Consider the following 18100-nt stretch of genomic DNA (forward strand, 5'->3'; position numbering starts at 1 on the left):
CAGGTCAGGAGACAGTGCGGAGGTCGCCCCGGGCCGCGGCTTTGAGGCGACTTCCGCAGGACAGGCGGACGGAGTAGTTGGCCGGGATCGAGAGGGGCTCACCGGTCTGCGGGTTGCGGCCGGTGCGCGGGGCGCGCAGCACGCGCTCGATGCTCAGCAGACCGGTCAGCGAGACCTTGTCGCCCTTGTGCACGGCCTCGGTGACGACATCGCCCAGCGCGTCGAGAACCTTCTCGGCCTGGTTCCGTGGAATGCCCGCCTTCTGCGCCACCCCGGCGACCAACTCGTTGCGGTTCACAGCTCTCCTCAGACTCGACCAACCCTTCGATCGGCACTTTAAGCCGAAATGATTGTCGTTAGCGAGAAGCATCCGCATTCCGGTCAACCCCGGAGTCGAGGGAACTTTGCCGCCGGAGTGACCGTCTTCAGAGGCCGTCCTGATCGTGCCAGTGGTTCTGCCAGCGCCCGTCGATGGCGTCGTCGGCCAACTGGTAGCGGATGTCGGTCGACAGCCGCATCTCGGTCGACACGTTGTCCAGGGCCGCGTGGATCGTGTGGGCGGTGTGGATGACCACGTCACCGGCCGCGTAGTCGGTGACCAGCCAGTCGGCGTCGTACTGCTCGGCCAGGCCGGGTAGGTCCGCAGTCATCGAGGCGGCGGGTCGCTTGAGCGTGCCGGCGGCCTCCTCCGCGAGCACTCGGTGGTGGCTGCCCTCCAGATAGGTCAGACCGCCTCTGCTGACCGGACAGTCACCGAGCGGGATCCAGGCGGACAGCACTTGGTCACTGCCTCCTCTGAGATACACCAGGTCATAGTGCGCCTGTGTCGCCGTACCGATGCCGTTCTCGCCCGGCGCGGTCTGCCGGATGATCTTCCGCTTGTGCAGGAAGGGTTCACCACCCAGGAACCACTCGAACCAGTCCCTCAGCAGGGCACAGAAGTCCGCGTACTCACGCCCCGGCACGATCTCTTCGAAGAGCACCCGCCGGTACGCCGCCCGCTCGGTCACGGACCCGCTGAGCCCGAAGTAGTAGCGCCGGAACGCCAACACGTCCTCAGGATCCAGCAGTCCGGTCAGGAACAGGTACCCGTCCTGCTGCAACCTGTCCCGCAACCGCGGCAGGTCCCGACGCTCCCGTTCCGGTACGACGGTCAACTCACCGAGCCGGCGATCGTCCAGCACATATCCGTTCGAAGTCAGCACACGGTCATTCCATCGGGGTCGCGGCCGGAGCGGAATGGACAGCTGCGGCCGGTTCTTGGACTCTTGTGCCGTGCCGAACTGGTCGATCTACCTGACTCCAGGAAGTCCTGAGCGTGAGCTTGGACTTTTCTGCCTTGGAGCCGGCGAACAGGATCACCGACCTGGCGCACCTCCGGAACGAGCCCTCGGCTGCCACGCTCTGGTCTGGATCAAGGAAGGTCGCGGGCAGTTTCTGCATGGCCCCGACCGGCGGTTGCATGAGGTGAAAGCACCCGCGATGCTCTGGCTCTATCCCGGCGTTCTGCACGGCTATCGGCCGACGACTCGCTGGCGACAGGTGTGGACACTCTTCAGCGGACCCGCGACCGCAGCGCTCACAACGCTCGGCCATCTGGACGTCAGCCAACCGGTCCGCCGGTACGCCGACCCACGGCCGGTCGATCGCGCTTTCACTCGACTCCTACGCGTCAGCACGACGCACAACGCCGTACAGACCGTTGCAGCGTTGTATGACCTCATAGCCCAGGCGGCGCCGTCGTCTGGTGATGGAGTTGCGGCGCAGCTGGCAGAGCTCGCCTGTACGCCGCTGAGTGTTCAGGACTATGCCGCCGAGCTCGGACTCAGCGTGAAGGAGTTGCGCGAGGCAGTGCGCCGTACCACTGGCTCAACACCGCAGGAACTGGTCTTGACCACACGACTCAACACTGCAAAGAGTTTGCTCGCCGAGGAGGATCTGCCGGTCGCCGCGATCGCCCGGCAGGTCGGGTACGACGATCCCGCCTACTTCACCCGCTTGTTCACCGCACGAGTAGGGGTTTCGCCGCGCGCGTTCCGGCGGTTTGGTTCGGTCTCGCGGCGAAAATCCTCCTTCTGAAGGAGGCGGGGCCGACTTTCCGACGTGTAAAACCGTTCAGTGGGGTGACGTGTGCAGGCACCGGACACCGATACGGTCGTGGGTATGAGTCAACCGCAGCCCATCGACCCGCGATACGCGAACCGGCCGCCGCAGGCCCGCCCGAAGAAGCGGCGCAACTGGTTCCTCCGCACCGTCGGACTGATCGTCCTGCTGTTCATCCTCATGCTGGTCGCGGTCCCGCTGTACGCGTGGAGCCGGATCGACAAGATCGACGCGATGCCGACCGGCAGCAGGCCGGCCGAGACGTCCGGTACGACGTACCTGATGGTCGGATCGGACGCCCGCGAGGACCTCACCCGCGCCGAACGGGCGCGGCTCCACACCGGCTCGGACGCCGGGCCGCCCCGGACCGACTCGATCATGGTGATGCACGTCCCCGACTCCGGGCCGACAGTCCTGATCAGCATCCCGCGCGACAGCGCGGTCAACATCCCGGGGGTTTCGGGCAAGCAGAAGATCAACGCCGCCTTCAACAAGGGCCCGGCGCTGCTGATCGAGACCATCGAGAACGTGACCGGGCTCCGGATCGACCACTACGTCGAGGTCGGCTTCGGCGGCTTCGCCTCGGTCATCGACAGCATCGGCGGCATCAACATGTGCTTGCCCAAGGCAATGAAGGACCCGCAGGCGCACATCAACCTGCCGGCCGGCTGCCAGGAGCTCAACGGCGTCAACGCGCTCGGCTACGTCCGCTCCCGGCACGCCGACGGCAACAACGACTTCGGCCGGGTCGAGCGGCAGCGCGCGATGGTCGGCGCGGTGGCGAAGAAGGCCAGCTCGCCGACGACGTTCCTGAACCCGATCCGCTACTACAGCGTCGCCACCAAGGGCGTGGACGCGCTGACCGTCGACAAGGACATGAGCCTGTTCGACTTCGTCCGCTTCGCCCGCGGCATGCGCGCGGTCTCCGGCAACGGCGGCATCACGCTGACCGTGCCGATCAGCGATGACAACTACCAGTTGGGCCAGAACCGCGGCGTCGCGGTGAAGTGGGACACCGCCAAGGCCAAGGCTCTCTTCAACGCCCTCAAGTCCGGCAACACCACAGGCCTGAAGAGCAGTTGACCGTCCTCGTCCATGCCGTGGTGAGCCTGGGCATGCTCGTCGTCGTACCGCTCGGGCTCACCCTCCTGCCGACGCGAACCACCAGCCCCCGCTGGTGGTTCGCGTTCGCTGATCGCCGCACTCGCACTGGTTGCCGAGCGTTCGTCGTACGAACTGTTCGGCTTCAACCTGACGGTCCTGTCCCTCACCGTCGCCCACTTCCACTTCGCCGGCTTCGCGGCCGCGCTCATCGCCTATCTGGTGGCGGACTCACCGACTCCCGCAACCACTGCGGCCGCAATCAGCGTTCCCCTCGGCACTGGCGTCGTACTGCTCGGCTTCTTCCTCGGTGACCCGGTGGAGCTCGCGGGAGCCGCCGTACTGACGGCGGGCATGTGGCTGGTCGGCTGGAACCTCTGGCGACGGTCACATCAAGCAGACCGAGTCACTGCGGCCCTCCTGATCATCTCGGCGTCCGTGCTCGTGGTGACAATGCTGCTGGCGCTCAGTTGGGCCTTGGGGCATGTCGTAGACACGCCCTATCTACCGTTGGAGTGGATGGCCGCCACGCACGGGCTGGCGAACGCGATCGGGTTCGCACTCTGCGGACTGCTGGCCTGGAGACGACTTGGGGAGGGTGTTCGATGAAGCTCGACGACTTGGCGGCACTGCGGTTCAGCTACGACGTGGTCGGTTCCACCCGGTACGACGAGACGCCGCCTGGCTACCACCGACTCGAGTACCGGACCCGGATCGGCGCGGGGAGTGAGGTGTTTGCCCGCGCCGGAGAGGCGCTGCTGAACTGGCGCATGCACCGGGCTGCCGGCGTGCCGATGACGGCGACCGACACACCCCCGACGATCGGCACCAACAGCCTCGGCCGTCTCGGCGCCGGCATGCTGATCGGCCGCCTCCGCACCATGACCCCGCTCGGCATGGTCGGCCTCCCGGTCCCCTGCCGGGTCGTCTGGACGGTGGACGAGCCCGACCGCATCGGCTTCGCGTACGGCACCCTCGAAGGCCACCCCGAGTCCGGCGAGGAGTCCTTCGTCGTCACCAGCGACCCCGACGGCATCCACTTCACCATCCGCGCCTACAGCCGCGCCGCCACCTGGTACACCCGCCTGGCCGGCCCCGCCACCCGCACAGCCCAACAACTGGCCGCCCGCCGCTACGCCAGCGCCCTCCAAAACCTCTCCACCCCATAGCAAAGGCCCCGCAAGCTCATACCTTTGCGGGGCCGCGTCCTTTGTACCGTGCGTGCCAAACCGCGGAGCTGACCGACACGCGAACGCCAGGCGACAACCCGGGATGCGGCGGGCGGTGGGGTGCTGCGAAACTGTGGTGGGTGAGTGCTAAGGCGTTGACGGAGTTGGTGGCGGCGGACTGGGCTGAGGCGTTGCAGCCGGTCGAGGGCACGATCGCCAAGATGGGTGAGTTCCTGCGTGGCGAGATCGCCGCCGGCCGCCCGTACCTGCCCGCCGGTGAGAACGTCCTCAGGGCGTTCAAGCGGCCGTTGGGGCAGGTGAAGGTGCTGGTGGTGGGGCAGGATCCGTATCCGACGCCGGGGCACCCGGTCGGGCTCAGCTTCTCGGTGGCGCCTGATGTGCGGCCGATCCCGCGGAGCCTGGCCAACATCTACCGCGAGTTGATGGCGGACGTCGGCGTACCGGCTCCGTCGAACGGCGACCTGACGCCGTGGACCGAGCAGGGCGTGCTGCTGCTGAACAGAGTCCTGACCGTGCAGCCGGGCAAGTCGGGCTCGCACCGCGGCAAGGGCTGGGAGACCGTCACCGAACAGGCCATCCACGCACTGGTGAAGCGCGGCGGCCCACTCGTCGCGATCCTCTGGGGCCGTGACGCCCAGACGCTCAAGCCGATGCTCGGGAGTACGCCGTACGTCGAAAGCGCGCACCCGAGTCCGATGTCCGCCGACCGCGGGTTCTTCGGCTCCCGCCCGTTCAGCCGGGTCAACGCACTCCTGGTCGAACAAGGCGCCACACCGATCGACTGGCGCCTCCCGTAGTCAGTGCCATGCTGCGGGCATGGCACGTTACGTGATAGACGCCCCCACTCTCCTGCACCTCGTGGCCGATGGCGCGACCATCGATCCCACTCATCAGCTGGTCGCTCCCAACGCGATCCGGTCGGACGCCCTGCAGCTACTGCTGCGTGAGGTCCAGCAAGGGGAGCGCTCCGTGAAGGAGGCGCTGCAACTGCACGAGCGCATGACGGAGCTCAAGATCCGCACGCTGGGCGACCGGGTGTCCCGGCGGACCGCCTGGGACATCGCGCTCGAGCGTGACTGGGACACCCTCCGGGACGCCGAGTATCTGGCCGTGACCAAACTCCAGGCCGACGCCCTGATCACCGTGGACCCCGAGTTGGCCGCCAAGGCGGACGGCGCGGTCCCGCTCGCAGACCTCCGGGACCTGCTCAGTGCCGGGTAACCGCTCTTCTAAGGAGTCCCCCTTGAAGTACGCCGCCGCCTGGGCCGCCATTGCCTGTGAGGTGCTCGAAACCCCGTACCCGTACGGCGCCGCGCACGCGTCCAGTGGTCCGGACGACGTCGACGTGACCCCGCAGCGCCTGCACCCAGCGTTCCACGGGTCCTACGACTGGCACTCCAGCGCACACATGCAGTGGTCGCTGGTCCGGTTGCTCACGCTGGCACCGGACCAGGCCGGCCCGCGCCCGATCGAGGTCCTGGACCAGCGCCTCACCCCCGAGGCGATCGCGACCGAGGTGGCGTACCTGCGCGACCGCCCGGCGTACGAACGCCCGTACGGCTGGGCCTGGGCGGCGATGCTGGTCGCCGCCACCCATAAGTTGCCTAGGGCCAAGAACTGGGCGGCAGCCCTCAGTCCGCTTGGCGACGTCATCGCCGACCTCGTCCTCGGCTGGCTGCCACGCCAGGCGTACCCGGTCCGCCACGGCGTCCACCTCAACACCGCGTTCGCCCTGGCCCTGCTACTGGAGGCGTACGACGACCTGCACCGGCCGGACGTGGTCGACGCGATCCGGGCCCGTGCGCTCGAGTGGTTCGGCCAGGACACGGCGTACGACACGCGCTTCGAGCCGTCCGGCACGGACTTCCTGTCGCCGGCGCTGACCGAGGCGGAGTTGATGCGCCGAGTCCTCCCGGCCGACGAGTTCAGCACCTGGCTGTCCGCGTTCCTGCCAGGTCTCGGCACCGATGCACACCAGCATCTGCTCGAGGTGCCTGTCACCGACAGCTCCGGCGATGGTCAACTGGCGCACCTGTCCGGCCTAGCCTTGTCGCGGGCCTGGCAGCTCCGCACTATCGCGCCGGCCCTGCCCGACGTCGCAGTGGTGCTCCGCGAGGGCGCCGACCGTCAGATCGAGGCCGTGCTGCCGACGGTGACCGACGGAGACTTCATGTCGACCCATTGGCTGGTGTCGTTCGCCCTGCTCGCCGATCAGGCGTAGCCCTCCGCACCAACTGGCACTGACTCACCCTCGCCGATTGACACCCGCTTCGGTCCGCCGTACGGTCTCGCCTTAATAGGAAACCTTCCTAACAGTTCGAACGGACCGCGAGCCGACCACACTAGGGCGACGGCGGGAGGCAGGGTTAGCTCATGGCAACGACACCCGGAACGCCGCGCCTGCTCCGCGCGATGAACGACCGCGCCGCCCTCGACCTGCTGCTCAGCCAGGGCCCGCTCTCCCGCACCACCCTGGGCAACCTCACCGGCCTGTCCAAGCCGACCGCGTCCCAGCTGCTCGCGCGCCTGGAGGCCGCCGGCCTGGTCCGCGCCAGCGGCACCTCCGCCGGCCGCCCGGGCCCGAACGCGCAGCTGTACGAGATCAACGGCAGCATCGCGTACGTCGGCGGCCTCGACGTCACGCCGGCCCGGATCCGCTCGGCCGTCGCGGACCTCACCGGCAAGGTCGTCGGCACCTACGAGCTGCCCACCCCCGGCCGGAGCGCCAAGGGCACCATCGACCGCGTGCTCAAGGCACTCGACGGGGCGGCCGGCGAAGCGGGGCTGAACCGGGAGCGGCTGCACCGTGTCTCGATCGGCACCCCGGGCGGCTTCGACCCGACCACCGGCCGCCTGCGGTACGCGACCCACCTGCCCGGCTGGCACGCCCCGCACCTGCTCGAGGAGTTGGCCGCGGCGATCGCCGTACCGCTGGAGGTCGAGAACGACGTCAACCTGGCCGCCGTCGCCGAGCAGCGGGTCGGCCATGCCCGCGACAGCGACAACTTCGTGCTGTTGTGGGGCGAGGAAGGCATCGGCGCGGCGATCGTGATCAACGGCCGGCTGCACCGCGGAGCGACCGGCGGCGCCGGCGAGGTCGCGTTCCTGCCCTTGCCCGGTACGCCGCTGGTCCGCAACGTCGGCCGCAACAACGCCGGCGGTTTCCAGGAGCTCGCCGGTGGCGAACCCGTGCTGGAGCTCGCCCGCGCACACGGCTTGAAGGCGCGTACGCCGGAGGCCGCGATCGCAGCCGCGTTGCAGACCGAGGGCGCCGGCGATGCGGTGCTGAGCGAGTTCGCGCACCGGCTGGCCGTCGGTCTGGCCGCGATCGTCGCGGTCGTCGATCCCGAACTGATCGTGCTGGCGGGCGGCGTGATCACCGCCGGCGGCGAACGCCTGCGCGGTCTTGTCCAGGACGAGCTGGCCGATCTCGCCGTACCGCGGCCGCGGTTGCTGATGACTGCGCTCGGCACCGACCCGGTGGTCTCCGGAGCACTCCAGTCCGCCCTGAGCACCACCCGCGACGAAGTCTTCGACACCGCGGGTCCACCGATCGCCTAGGAGTCAAACGGTGAAACTCACAGTCGTTGGTGGCGGATCCACCTACACGCCCGAACTCGTCGACGGCTTCGCGCGGCTGCGGGACACGCTGCCGGTGTCCGAGCTGGTGCTCGTCGATCCAGCGGCCGATCGGCTCGAGCTGGTCGGTGGCCTGGCCCGCCGGATCTTCGCAAAACAAGGGCATCCCGGCCGGGTGATCACCACTTCCGACCTCGACGCGGGCATCGACGGTGCCGACGCCGTACTGCTGCAACTGCGCGTCGGTGGACAGGCCGCGCGCAACGAGGACGAGACGTGGCCGCTCGAGTGCGGTTGCGTCGGCCAGGAGACGACCGGGGCCGGTGGTCTGGCGAAGGCACTGCGGACGGTTCCCGTCGTACTGGACATTGCCGAGCGGGTACGGCGTACCAACCCGGACGCGTGGATCATCGACTTCACCAACCCGGTGGGGATCGTGACGCGGGCGCTGCTGTCGCACGGACACAAGGCGGTCGGGTTGTGCAACGTGGCCATCGGGTTCCAGCGGCACTTCGCGCGGATGCTGGGGGTGACGCCGGAGGAGGTGTCGCTGGACCACGTCGGACTGAACCATCTGACCTGGGAGCGCGTCGTCCGAGTCAACGGCGAGGACATGCTGCCGAAGCTACTTGCCGAGCACATGGAAGAGCTTTCTGACGACCTGTACATGCCGGCCGAGTTGCTGCAGCAGCTCGGCGTCATACCGTCGTACTACCTGCGCTACTACTACGCACACGACGAGGTGGTGCAGGAGCTGTTGACCAAGCCGTCTCGCGCGGCTGAGGTGGCAGCGCTCGAGAAGCAGTTGCTGGACATGTACGCCGACCCGATGCTCGACGAGAAGCCCGCACTGCTGGAGAAGCGAGGCGGTGCGTACTACTCCGAGGCGGCCGTCGCACTCGCGTCCTCGCTGCTGAACAACACGGGTGACGTGCAGGTGGTGAACACACTCAACAACGGCACGCTCCCCTTCCTGCCTGATGATGCCGTCATTGAGGTGCCGGCGACGGTCGGCGCCGAGGGTACGACGCCTGAGCCGGTGAGCGCTCTGGAGCCCGTGTACGCCGGTCTGGTCAGTCATGTGACCGCGTACGAGGACCTGGCGCTGGAGGCTGCCGTGAAGGGTGGATCGGAGCGAGTGTTCGAGGCCTTGCTGGCGCATCCGCTGGTCGGGCAGATCTCGATCGCGCGCGAACTGACGAACAAGCTCCTGGCGCACAACCGGGCGTACCTGCCATGGGCGTGATGGTCCCCGGAGGCGTGCTCGCCTTCGACGCGGGGAACAGCAAGACGGACGTGGCCCTGGTGGCGGCGGACGGGACAGTCCTCGGTACGGCGCGTGGTGGTGGGTTCGAGCCGCAGAAAGTTGGACCGGACGCCGCAATCGCGGTGCTCGAGCCACTGGTCGTAGCGGCTGCGGCTGAGGCTGGACTGACGCTCGGCTCCCGGCCGCTGGTTCAGCAGATCTCAGCGTGCTTGGCGAACGCGGACTTGCCGATCGAGGAGGAGCAGCTCGCCAACGTCTTCGAGGCCCGCGGCTGGGCGGAGTCGGTCTACGTCACGAATGACACGTTTGCCTTGCTGCGTTCGGGAGTAGACGAGCCACGGGGTGTCGCAGTGGTGTGTGGCGCGGGGATCAACTGCTCCGGGCTGCTGCCGGACGGGCGGACGGCGCGGTTCACCGCGTTGGGTAAGCTGACGGGTGACTGGGGTGGTGGGGCGCAGCTGGCCGAGGAGGCGTTCTACTCGGCCTCTCGGGCGCTTGACGGTCGCGGGCCTGCGACCGCCTTGCTCACCGCGCTTCCGGAGTCCTTCGGATTGCCGTCGCTGGACGCTGTGATCGAGGCGTTCCACCTCGGCGAGCTGCCGGTGGAACGACAGCTGGAGATCGTGCCGGTGTTGTTCCACGTCGCGTCCGCCGGCGATGTCGTTGCCATCGGCATCGTTCAGCAACAGGCCGAGGAGATCGTCGCGATGGCGCTCAGTGCGCTGCGGCGACTCGACCTGCTGACCGAACCGGTGACGGTGGTCCTCGGCGGTGGCGTCCTCACCGCTGGGCATTCCGTCTTGCTGGATCGCGTCGTACGACTGCTGTCCGCCGCTGTGCCGAAGGCGGTACCGCGGGTGGTCGACGTACCGCCGGTCGTCGGTGCGGCATTGCTGTGCTTGGATCATACGTTCGCTGAACCGGCCGCGCAGGCCCGGCTGCGCGCGGCCTTCGCACCACCCGTTGACCGGTGGGCGGTGCGCTCTTAGCGTCAAGAAATGACGGCGGTTCCCCCTGTGAGTTCCCCGAGCGCCGCGCGACCGGCGTACTCGGAATCTGTCCAAGGGCTGGTCAGCAGGTTCCAGTCCGTGCCCACGATCACCGCCGGTGCGGTGGTCGGCGACCTGCTGAGATCCCATCGGTACGTCGCACCGGGGATCGACACCGGCCAGTTCGATGAGCTCGGCGAGGAGAAGAACATCGCCGCTCACCTCGAGGATGCCAAGGCGGTCTGGAATCCCGAGCTCGTCCCACGGTTGACCGGCCGCCATCTGGTGCTGGCCTTCGCACTCGACCCGGTCCTCGGCTTCAAACTTGTGGAGTCCGGAGCAGTTGCCTCACTGCTCAGCGACTGGACCCCGGGCCGCGGCAGCGCTGACGAGCCTTACCGGTTGGTGTGGGACATCCTCACCGACGCAGCTCGTCTGCGGTGCGACGAGCAGCCACTGCTGGCGGCCGCTGTCGGTGCGCCGGCCGAGTGGACCGTCGAGCTCCCCAACGAGGTGACCGAGCTCGCCTGGTCGCCCAGCGGCGAACGGCTCGCGGCCTTGGCCGGCACCATGGTCTTCGAGTTGGCGCCCGGCCAACGCCCGCACCAGCTCGGCGACGTGCCCGGCACCGTCACCTCGTTGGGTTGGGACGGCGACGGTGTAGTTGCCCTTCGCATCGAATCCGGCAACGCCGAGCTCTTCCGCGTCACCACTGGCGCTGTCCTCGGCAGCGAGTCGTCGATCGGTGGCGGCCGACTCTCCGGCGACGGGTCCCGGGCGTGGTTGAGCACCAGCGCGGGTGTGGTCAGCTGGTCGCCGACCGAGCCTGATCCCGCCGGCATCGGGCCGGCCACCGAGGTCTTGGCGGTCGGACCGTCCGGCCGCCTCGGTCTGGTGCGCTACGCCTCCGACGAACTGATCGTGTCCGACCAGCCGAGCACGTTGCCGCAGGGGACTCGCGGCCAGGACGTGCCCGACTGGCCCGTGTCCGGGAACCAACTGGCCGGCTGGAAGGCATCGGAAACCGGCGGTCCGCGGGCGCTGCTCGTCTACGGATCACTTCTTGCCGAGATCGCCACCGCACTCCCCGGTGGGGGTGTCGAGATCTCGTCCGCTCCGTGGCCGGTCAAGGCGCGGCTTGCGACCGGCGAGGGACAGGTGACGGCCTTGGCGGGCGACCGCGCGGGGAACCAGCTCGCGGTCGCAGTCGGAGGGCGGGTCGGCAGTTGGACGACCGCCGCGCAGCGACCGACCGCCCGGAACATCCCTGGCTACGAGTCGGACCGCGCGACCGGACCTGACCTGCTCGGCGCCGACCGCGACGCGCAGGCGCTCGCCAGTCTGATGGCCTCGCGCGGTCTCCGGCCGCCCTTGACGATCGGGCTCTTCGGCCCCTGGGGCTCGGGCAAGTCGTTCCTGCTGAACCGGATCGGCACGATGCTCAACGAGTTCAGCAAGCCTGGTGCGCCCGATGGATACCTGGATCAGGTGCGGATCGTACGCTTCAACGCCTGGCAGTACGCCGAGGCCAACCTCTGGGCGAGCCTCGTCGACCACGTCCTGCGAGAGACGGGCCGCCACCCGGAACGGAGGATCCGCAGGAGGTCAAGGACGCCGAGGCACGGCGGGCCGCCGAGGCGGTCAAGTACGAAGCGAAGGACAAGGAGGTCAAAGAGGCCGAAGGCGAGCTGCAGAAGACTCAGAAGGCCTTTCTCAATCGGCGGCGACGTGCCTGGCTCCTGGTGGCCGGGGTGCTGGCGGTCGCGGCCATCGGCATCGCGGTAGCGCTGCTGGGTGGGCCCGGACGCATCGTGGCCGGAGCCGGAGTGGCGATCGCACTGCTCGGTTCCGCGTCGGCGGCGTACCAGCAAGCCAAGTCCGCGAAGAGTCAGGTCGACGAGCTGGCCAAGGCCGGGAATACGGGGTTCGACGCGTTCGGGCGGTTGGCGGGCAAGCCTGAGGAACTCGCGATGCACGCCGCGGCGACGAGACTTCAGGAGCTCACCACCGAGCGCGACCGGATCGAAGCAGGCACGAAGGAGCTCGAGGTCGAGGCCCAACGGCTCCGCGACCTCGCCCAGGACGAACCGCTCGGAGCCCTGCTGCACAACCTCGCCCAGGTGACCGAGTACCGCGATCAGCTGAGTCTGGTCACGCGGACCCGGGACCGCTTCGCCAGCGTCGACAAGGCAGTCCGCGGTGTCCGGGCGCCCGTACCTCGTGGCACCCAGCCTGCGGCGGCCCGGCCCGGGTTCGAGCGGGTGGTGATCGTGATCGACGACCTGGACAGGTGTCCGGCGGAGAAGGTGGTGTCGGTGCTGGAGGCAGTCCACCTGCTCTTCGACTTCCAGATCTTCGTGGTGATGCTGGCCGTCGATACGCGGTGGCTCGATCAGTCCTTGCGAATCCGGTACCGCCAGTTGCTCGGCGAGTCGAACACCGCGGCGCCGGTCGACTACCTGGAGAAGATCATTCAGATCCCCATCCAATTGCCTGCGCTCGACGAGGAGCTGGTTCGGACGATGATCTCCGGACTGACCCGGCAGGCAGCACCGGATCCGGACGCCACGCAGTCTGACGATGCTCCTGAGCAGTCCGACAAACCAGAGGCGCCGGCGGCTGCGCAGCCGCCGAGTGTCGTCGAAGCCGTTCATCAGCGGCAGCCGAGGTCGCTGCCTGCCAAGGTTCTTCAGATCAGTCCGGTGGAGGCGATCGCGCTGGCGGATGTCGCGGCGTTGGTGGGTACGACGCCGCGCACCGTCAAGCGCTTCGTCAACACTTACCAGCTGGTGAAGGCTCGGGCGGAGCATCCGCATGCCTTCGCTGAGCCGGGTCACATCGACCCGGCCGGGATCGTCGCGTTCCTGCTCGCCATCCTCACCAGCCGGCCGGCTGGTGCGCATCGGCTGTTCCGGGCGATCGCCGAGGCCGAGCCGGCGAGCAGTCTTCGTACCGTCATCGACGCCCTGACGGCTCCAGACGATGCAGGGCTGGAGGAGGTCCGGGAGATTCAGGCGTGGATGGACCGGCATCCGGACCACGGCAAGGTCTCGGCCGAGACTGCGGCGGCGTGGGTGCAGGAGGTCGCCCGGTTCTCGTTCTCCGTGGCGGACCGTGCTTGAAAACTCGAGCTGTTGTCGTGTAATCATGATTACATGAGTACAAACGCAGAGCAGGAAAAGGTGCGCGGCTGGCTGACCGGCCGGCTGCCGGACGAGTGGTTCGAGGGTGAGCCGGAGCTGACCATCGATCGGGACGAGATCCTGATCGTCGGGCGGATCCCGGCGCCCGAGCAGGCCGACGACGTGAGCGCGGCCGAGCGGTCCGCCGCGGAGGACGGCCGGATCAAGCAGTACCGCGAGGACACCCGGGAACGCCGGATCGAGATCGCCCGCGAACTCGAGCACACCACCCGCCGCAAGGTCGCCTGGGGCGTCCACTGCGGTGAGACCACGACGATCTTCACGTCCCTGTCCGCGCCGGTGATGACCCGCCTGCGCCAGCCCGAACGCAAGGTCCTCGACACCCTCGTCGACGCCGGCGTGGCCCGCTCCCGCAGCGACGCCCTCGGCTGGTGCGTCAAGCTGGTCGCCCAGCACAGCGAAACCTGGCTCGCCGACCTCCGCGAGGCGATGACCAAGGTAGAAGACGTCCGCCGAGCCGGACCGGACGCCCAGGAGTAGACAGGCCAACGGGCGGCAACCCGATCGGGATTGCCGCCCGCCTGAGGAGAACCGCTCCGGTTACGTCGGAGTTGTGCCGTTGGACCAGCCGCCGTTCTGAGGCGCGGCATGGGTCGCGTGCTGCTGCTCGTAGCCCGGCTGGCCTGCATAACCATCTTGCGGCGGGTAGGCCGCCGCACCGTTCGAACCGATGGACGACTTGATCATCGTGTCGCGGTCGAAGAGGTTGGTGAGCGCACGCCCCGCCATCTCCCGGCCCCCGAGGCCGAAAGCGAGGCCGAGGGCGAGCGCGGCGCCGGCGAGCACGATCAGCAGCGTGTTGCCGGTCAGCTGGACGGCGATCCCGAGCTGGGTCAGCGCGGCGAAGGCGGCGTACACCAGGATCGCGTACTTCCCGACCTTGGCCAGCGTCTCGTTGCCGGTGGCACCGCGGATGATCGCGGCCAGGAAGTTCGCGAACAGCGCGGCCAGGCAGATGATCACGATCGCCGCGAAGATCCGCGGGATGTAGCCGAGCATGTCGCTCATGAAGTTCGAGATCTCCGGTACGCCGAGCGCGGAGGCGAACATCGTGAAGCTGATCAGGAACACGAACCAGAACACGACCTTGCCCAGCATCGCCGAAGCGGTCAGGCCCGTGCCGGACCGCCGCAGCACGCCGGACACGCCGGCTCGTTCCATCCACTGGTCGAACCCGACCCGGCCGAGCAGCTTGCCGACGAGCTTCCCGAGCACCTTGGCGACGAAGTAGCCGACCACCAGGATGACGAGACCGCCGAGCAGGTTCGGGATGAACGACAGCAGTTTGCTGAAGGCATCTTCGAACGGTTGGGTGAAGTCGATCGCTAACGCGAACATCGGATCTTCCTTCCGGACTGGGCCCGCATCCGCTGCCGCGCAACACCGCACACGACCCCGGCACGGGCGGATGCAGTGCTGTCCAGTATCACTCGTACCCTTCGTTGCGCACAGCAAACAGTCGCCTCCGGCGCGTATTTCAGCGAAAAGTGTTTGCATAAGGCAATTACCGTCGAGGTGCTTCGGTGCTTACCCCGGCCGCTGAACCGCTTCAGCCACTTGAGATCCTGGTGACATGACCGATGTTGTGATCCGCCGCGCCACCGCCGCCGACGTCGCCGGGATCGTCGCGATGATCGCCGACGATCAGCTCGGCGCCGTCCGCGAGTCCGTCGACGACCTGACGCCGTACCTGCACGCGTTCGAACTCATCGACGGCGACCCGAACCAGGTCCTGGTAGTTGCTGAACGCAACGACGAACTGGTCGGCACGCTCCAGCTCACGATCATCCCCGGCCTGTCCCGCCGCGGCTCCTCCCGCGGCCTGATCGAGGCTGTCCGCGTCGCCGCCCCGGCCCGCGGCTCCGGCCTCGGTACGACGCTCATCGAGTGGGCGATCGAAGAGTCCCGCACCCGCGGCTGCACCCTGGTCCAACTGACCTCCGACAAAACCCGCACCGCCGCCCACCGCTTCTACGACCGCCTGGGCTTCACCAACTCCCACGAGGGCTTCAAACTCAAGCTCAGCTGACCTTCTTCGCCGGCGCCGCCCAGGTGTTGCACGCTCCGGGCCCCGACGATCGACGACGCGTAGCGCATCACCGCCTGCTTGGTTGCCAGCCGGGCGCTGGAGCGTGGGCACCGCACCGCCGCCGCCTGACCGCCGCCGTACAGCTGGTTCCGCCGCAGTACTTGCTCGGTCTCCATCGCCAATCCGTCGTCGTCCGTGGGGACGGCCGCCGTGGGAGTTGGTCTGACTGCGGGTCTCGGTGTGCCCGAGGGGATTGGCGTCGGGGTCGGCGTGGTGACGAACGAGGGTGGTGGGTTCGCGGCGGCGGGAGTGGTGTGGTGTCCGCAGGCTGTGCTGACGGATGCGGCCAGTACGGCGAGCAGCACGAGTGTGGCTGGTTGGGGCATCAACTGACGCGCTTCGGAGGTGCCGTGAAGGTGTTGCAGGCGGCGGGGGTGGTGGCGGTGAAGGCTTTGAGGGTCCAGTAGGCGTGGCTTTTGCGGCTGCCGTGGTCTCGGATGTGGGCGTCGTTGTACTCGTCGCCTACGTGGCGGACGATGTTCTGCCAGATGGCCAGGCGGCGGCCAGTGAGTTGGAACGTCGTTTTGTTGGCGCCCAGGAAGGCGGCGCCCAGGCAGCTGGCCTGGAGTTCCTTGCGCCGTTGGACTTCCAGTTGGCCGGCTTGGGTCCTGCCGCGGTAGAGCTCGTTGTACAGCGTGAGGATGCCGACCGAGTGCTGGACGTGGTGTCCGTACTCGTGCGCCAGCAACTGCTCGAAGTCGATCAGGTTCTCGACCGGGTCGTCCGCGCCGAGGAAGGTGACGTAGTCGAAGCAGATCTGTCCGGTCAGCCCGCCCTGGCGGTAGAACGCATCGACGTTCGCCAAGGGATTCGCACACTCGGGCGTGGCGGACAGGTGGTGCAGGCTGTAGGCGAGGATCTTCGGCGGCACGAGGTACGCGTCGGAGCGCTCGACCACCGGCGCCCAGGCCTTGTCCATGCAGGTGACGAACACCTGGGCGTACGCGAGCATCCCCGCCTTGGTGGTCAGGTTCGGCCGCGGCAACACACACTGCACCACCGGCACCTTCCCCGCCAGGTACAGCTTGTTCTTCAGCACCCCGTCACTCAGATCCATCGTCCGCGGATCAGAAGGACTCGACACCGAAGCGGTCGGCGTGACCGAAGGCGTCGGGGTCGGCGTAGAGACGACCGACGGCGAAGCATCCGCCACAACAGGCCTGGTGGACTGCCCGCACGCCGCAGTCACCACCACAGCCAGTACGGCGACAACGGCGAACCCGGCGCGCTTCGCCGTACCGGACATCAACTCACCTTGCCGGCGGGGGCCACGAAGGTGTTGCAGGAGCCGGGGTTGGCGGACTTGAAGGCGGGGCCGGCCCAGAGCCACTGGCTCTTGCGGGAACCGTGGTCACGGACCTTCTTCGGGTTGTACTCGTCTCCGGAGTGCTTGGTCTGCCACTCCCACATCTCCAGCTTGGCCCCGGTGAACCCCAGCGAGGTCTTGTTGGCCCCCAGGAAGACAGCCGCCAAGCAGCTCGCCTGCAACTCGAACCGCCGGTTCTCCTCCAGCTTCGAAGCCTGCGATTTCATCCAGCCCTCACGGGACCCCGACGACACCGCGATGTTCGTCAGCACCTGCACATGGTGGCCGTACTCGTGCGCCAACGTGTCCAACAGGTCGGTCCGCGCCCCCAGGCGATCCTGCTTCTGGGCGTCGAAGTACCACTTCCAGTCGATGTTGACGGACTCGTCGTACCCGCAGTAGAAGGCCCGGGTCGGTTCATCGCCCGTGCAGTCCGACGGCTGCTGCTTGCTGATGAGCAGCGTCTTGGCCGGCCGGAACGGGTACCCCGCCTTCTTCACCAGTGGCCCCCACGCCTTGTCCAGGCACAGCACCACGGCGTGTGAGTACTTGAGGATGTTCGACTGGCTGGTGAGCGGGTAGCTCGGCTCGGCGCAGTTGACCGAGGGGACCTTGCCCACGGTGTAGAGCTTGTTCTGCTTCACCCGAACGGCATCCGGGACCGTGGGAGCGGTGACGGTGACGGTGGGGTCTGGTGGGATCGGGATCGGGACTTGCGACTTCTTGACCGACGGTTGGGACAGGGGGTTGTCCACGGTGTTGCCGTAGGAGTCGATGAGTTTGAAGCCGGCGATGGTGGCGCCGGTGAGGATGATGAGGACCAGGGCGGAGAGGCCGGCGATGACGGCGCGCGAGTAGTGGCGCGGGGGTTTGACCGGCGGGGGTTCGGCGGAGAACTGGGCGGCCGCGCGGGTCGGATTCGAGTGCCAGCCGACCGGGCGGGAGCCGCCGGTACGGCGGGTGCCCTGCAACGGGGTCCAGGGAGCACCCGCGAGCGGAGCCACCGGTGGGCCGCTGTAGTCGCCGGTCGCGTCGGGGTCCGTCGGGAGCGGGCGGGCCTTGTGACGGAGGGTCGAGTCGGGCGCGGAGATCGAGCGGGCTTTGCCGAGGCCGAGGGGCTGCTGGCGGTTCGCGGCGAGTGGGCGCGCCGCGGCCAGGTCGCTCTCGGTCAGCACATCACCGGCGCCACCGGGCAGGAAGTGTCCCGGCTTGGGCGAGCCTCCCGCCGTACCCGCGCCGGTGTCCGCGTTCTCCTCAGGCATCGGTGGTCCTC

At 68.1% G+C, this 18100-nt stretch carries 19 protein-coding genes and 1 pseudogene; 15 read left to right on the forward strand and 5 right to left on the reverse strand.

Annotated elements, in window-relative coordinates; genetic code table 11:
* Window positions 1–4 precede the first annotated feature (4 nt).
* Entirely contained in the window at window positions 5–298 is a 294-nt protein-coding gene (locus ACXC9Q_RS38500) for an HU family DNA-binding protein (protein WP_328523980.1), read from the reverse strand.
* A gap of 127 nt (window positions 299–425) precedes the next feature.
* Window positions 426–1205: a phytanoyl-CoA dioxygenase family protein gene (locus ACXC9Q_RS38505; RefSeq protein WP_457061706.1), complete on the reverse strand. Its 780-nt coding sequence runs from the start codon at window positions 1203–1205 to the stop codon at window positions 426–428.
* A 34-nt stretch (window positions 1206–1239) separates the two neighbouring features.
* On the opposite strand from ACXC9Q_RS38505, the gene ACXC9Q_RS38510 reads away from it, so the two are divergent.
* The 13 genes and pseudogenes from ACXC9Q_RS38510 (at window position 1240) to ACXC9Q_RS38570 (ending at window position 13912) form a co-directional block, all read left to right on the forward strand.
* Entirely contained in the window at window positions 1240–2079 is an 840-nt protein-coding gene (locus ACXC9Q_RS38510; protein ID WP_457061707.1) for a helix-turn-helix domain-containing protein, read from the forward strand.
* 84 nt (window positions 2080–2163) lie between these two features.
* Window positions 2164–3186: an LCP family protein gene (locus tag ACXC9Q_RS38515; protein ID WP_457061708.1), complete on the forward strand. Its 1023-nt coding sequence runs from the start codon at window positions 2164–2166 to the stop codon at window positions 3184–3186.
* Window positions 3187–3297: 111 nt separating this feature from the next.
* Window positions 3298–3813, forward strand: a pseudogene (locus ACXC9Q_RS38520) (YndJ family transporter); the annotation flags it as partial.
* The gene (locus ACXC9Q_RS38525; protein ID WP_457061709.1) at window positions 3810–4373 is read left to right on the forward strand and encodes a DUF1990 family protein; all 564 of its coding nucleotides are present in this window, start codon (window positions 3810–3812) and stop codon (window positions 4371–4373) included. The pseudogene ACXC9Q_RS38520 and the gene ACXC9Q_RS38525, both read left to right, overlap by 4 nt.
* A gap of 140 nt (window positions 4374–4513) precedes the next feature.
* Window positions 4514–5191 carry a uracil-DNA glycosylase gene (locus ACXC9Q_RS38530; protein WP_457061710.1) on the forward strand — a complete coding sequence of 226 codons (678 nt, stop codon included), beginning with the start codon at window positions 4514–4516 and terminating at the stop codon, window positions 5189–5191.
* A gap of 19 nt (window positions 5192–5210) precedes the next feature.
* On the forward strand, window positions 5211–5615 hold the full coding sequence (locus tag ACXC9Q_RS38535; RefSeq protein WP_457061712.1) for a hypothetical protein: 405 nt from the start codon (window positions 5211–5213) through the stop codon (window positions 5613–5615).
* 22 nt (window positions 5616–5637) lie between these two features.
* Window positions 5638–6615, forward strand: a complete 978-nt coding sequence (locus ACXC9Q_RS38540; RefSeq protein ID WP_457061713.1) for a DUF2891 domain-containing protein — start codon at window positions 5638–5640, stop codon at window positions 6613–6615.
* A gap of 152 nt (window positions 6616–6767) precedes the next feature.
* Entirely contained in the window at window positions 6768–7955 is a 1188-nt protein-coding gene (locus ACXC9Q_RS38545; protein WP_457061714.1) for an ROK family protein, read from the forward strand.
* Window positions 7956–7965: 10 nt separating this feature from the next.
* The gene (locus ACXC9Q_RS38550; protein ID WP_457061716.1) at window positions 7966–9219 is read left to right on the forward strand and encodes a 6-phospho-beta-glucosidase; all 1254 of its coding nucleotides are present in this window, start codon (window positions 7966–7968) and stop codon (window positions 9217–9219) included.
* Entirely contained in the window at window positions 9210–10229 is a 1020-nt protein-coding gene (locus tag ACXC9Q_RS38555; RefSeq protein ID WP_457061717.1) for an N-acetylglucosamine kinase, read from the forward strand. The genes ACXC9Q_RS38550 and ACXC9Q_RS38555 overlap by 10 nt, the downstream gene beginning before the upstream one ends.
* A gap of 99 nt (window positions 10230–10328) precedes the next feature.
* Window positions 10329–12014, forward strand: coding sequence for a P-loop NTPase fold protein (locus ACXC9Q_RS38560; RefSeq protein ID WP_457061718.1), 1686 nt, complete (start codon window positions 10329–10331; stop codon window positions 12012–12014).
* Complete coding sequence (locus tag ACXC9Q_RS38565) at window positions 11972–13351, forward strand: P-loop NTPase fold protein (protein WP_457061719.1); 1380 nt, start codon at window positions 11972–11974, stop codon at window positions 13349–13351. The genes ACXC9Q_RS38560 and ACXC9Q_RS38565 overlap by 43 nt, the downstream gene beginning before the upstream one ends.
* 33 nt (window positions 13352–13384) lie before the next feature.
* Window positions 13385–13912 carry a hypothetical protein gene (locus tag ACXC9Q_RS38570; RefSeq protein ID WP_457061720.1) on the forward strand — a complete coding sequence of 176 codons (528 nt, stop codon included), beginning with the start codon at window positions 13385–13387 and terminating at the stop codon, window positions 13910–13912.
* A gap of 60 nt (window positions 13913–13972) precedes the next feature.
* Here the strand turns inward: ACXC9Q_RS38570 and ACXC9Q_RS38575 are convergent, their stop codons facing one another.
* Window positions 13973–14770 (reverse strand): mechanosensitive ion channel family protein, encoded by a 798-nt coding sequence (locus tag ACXC9Q_RS38575; RefSeq protein ID WP_457061722.1) that lies wholly within the window; start codon window positions 14768–14770, stop codon window positions 13973–13975.
* 235 nt (window positions 14771–15005) lie between these two features.
* Here ACXC9Q_RS38575 and ACXC9Q_RS38580 point away from each other — a divergent pair, with 235 nt between their 5' ends.
* Both ACXC9Q_RS38580 and ACXC9Q_RS38585 read left to right on the forward strand, forming a co-directional pair.
* Window positions 15006–15461, forward strand: a complete 456-nt coding sequence (locus ACXC9Q_RS38580; RefSeq protein WP_405071163.1) for a GNAT family N-acetyltransferase — start codon at window positions 15006–15008, stop codon at window positions 15459–15461.
* 240 nt (window positions 15462–15701) lie between these two features.
* Complete coding sequence (locus ACXC9Q_RS38585) at window positions 15702–15854, forward strand: hypothetical protein (protein ID WP_457061724.1); 153 nt, start codon at window positions 15702–15704, stop codon at window positions 15852–15854.
* Here the strand turns inward: ACXC9Q_RS38585 and ACXC9Q_RS38590 are convergent.
* The gene (locus tag ACXC9Q_RS38590; protein ID WP_457061726.1) at window positions 15847–16767 is read right to left on the reverse strand and encodes a neutral zinc metallopeptidase; all 921 of its coding nucleotides are present in this window, start codon (window positions 16765–16767) and stop codon (window positions 15847–15849) included. The two genes, ACXC9Q_RS38585 and ACXC9Q_RS38590, sit on opposite strands and share 8 nt — an antisense overlap.
* Window positions 16767–18089, reverse strand: a complete 1323-nt coding sequence (locus ACXC9Q_RS38595) for a neutral zinc metallopeptidase (protein ID WP_457061727.1) — start codon at window positions 18087–18089, stop codon at window positions 16767–16769. Before ACXC9Q_RS38595 ends, ACXC9Q_RS38590 begins: the two co-directional genes overlap by 1 nt.
* Window positions 18090–18100: the final 11 nt, after the last annotated feature.

The organism is Kribbella sp. CWNU-51, from assembly GCF_054073265.1.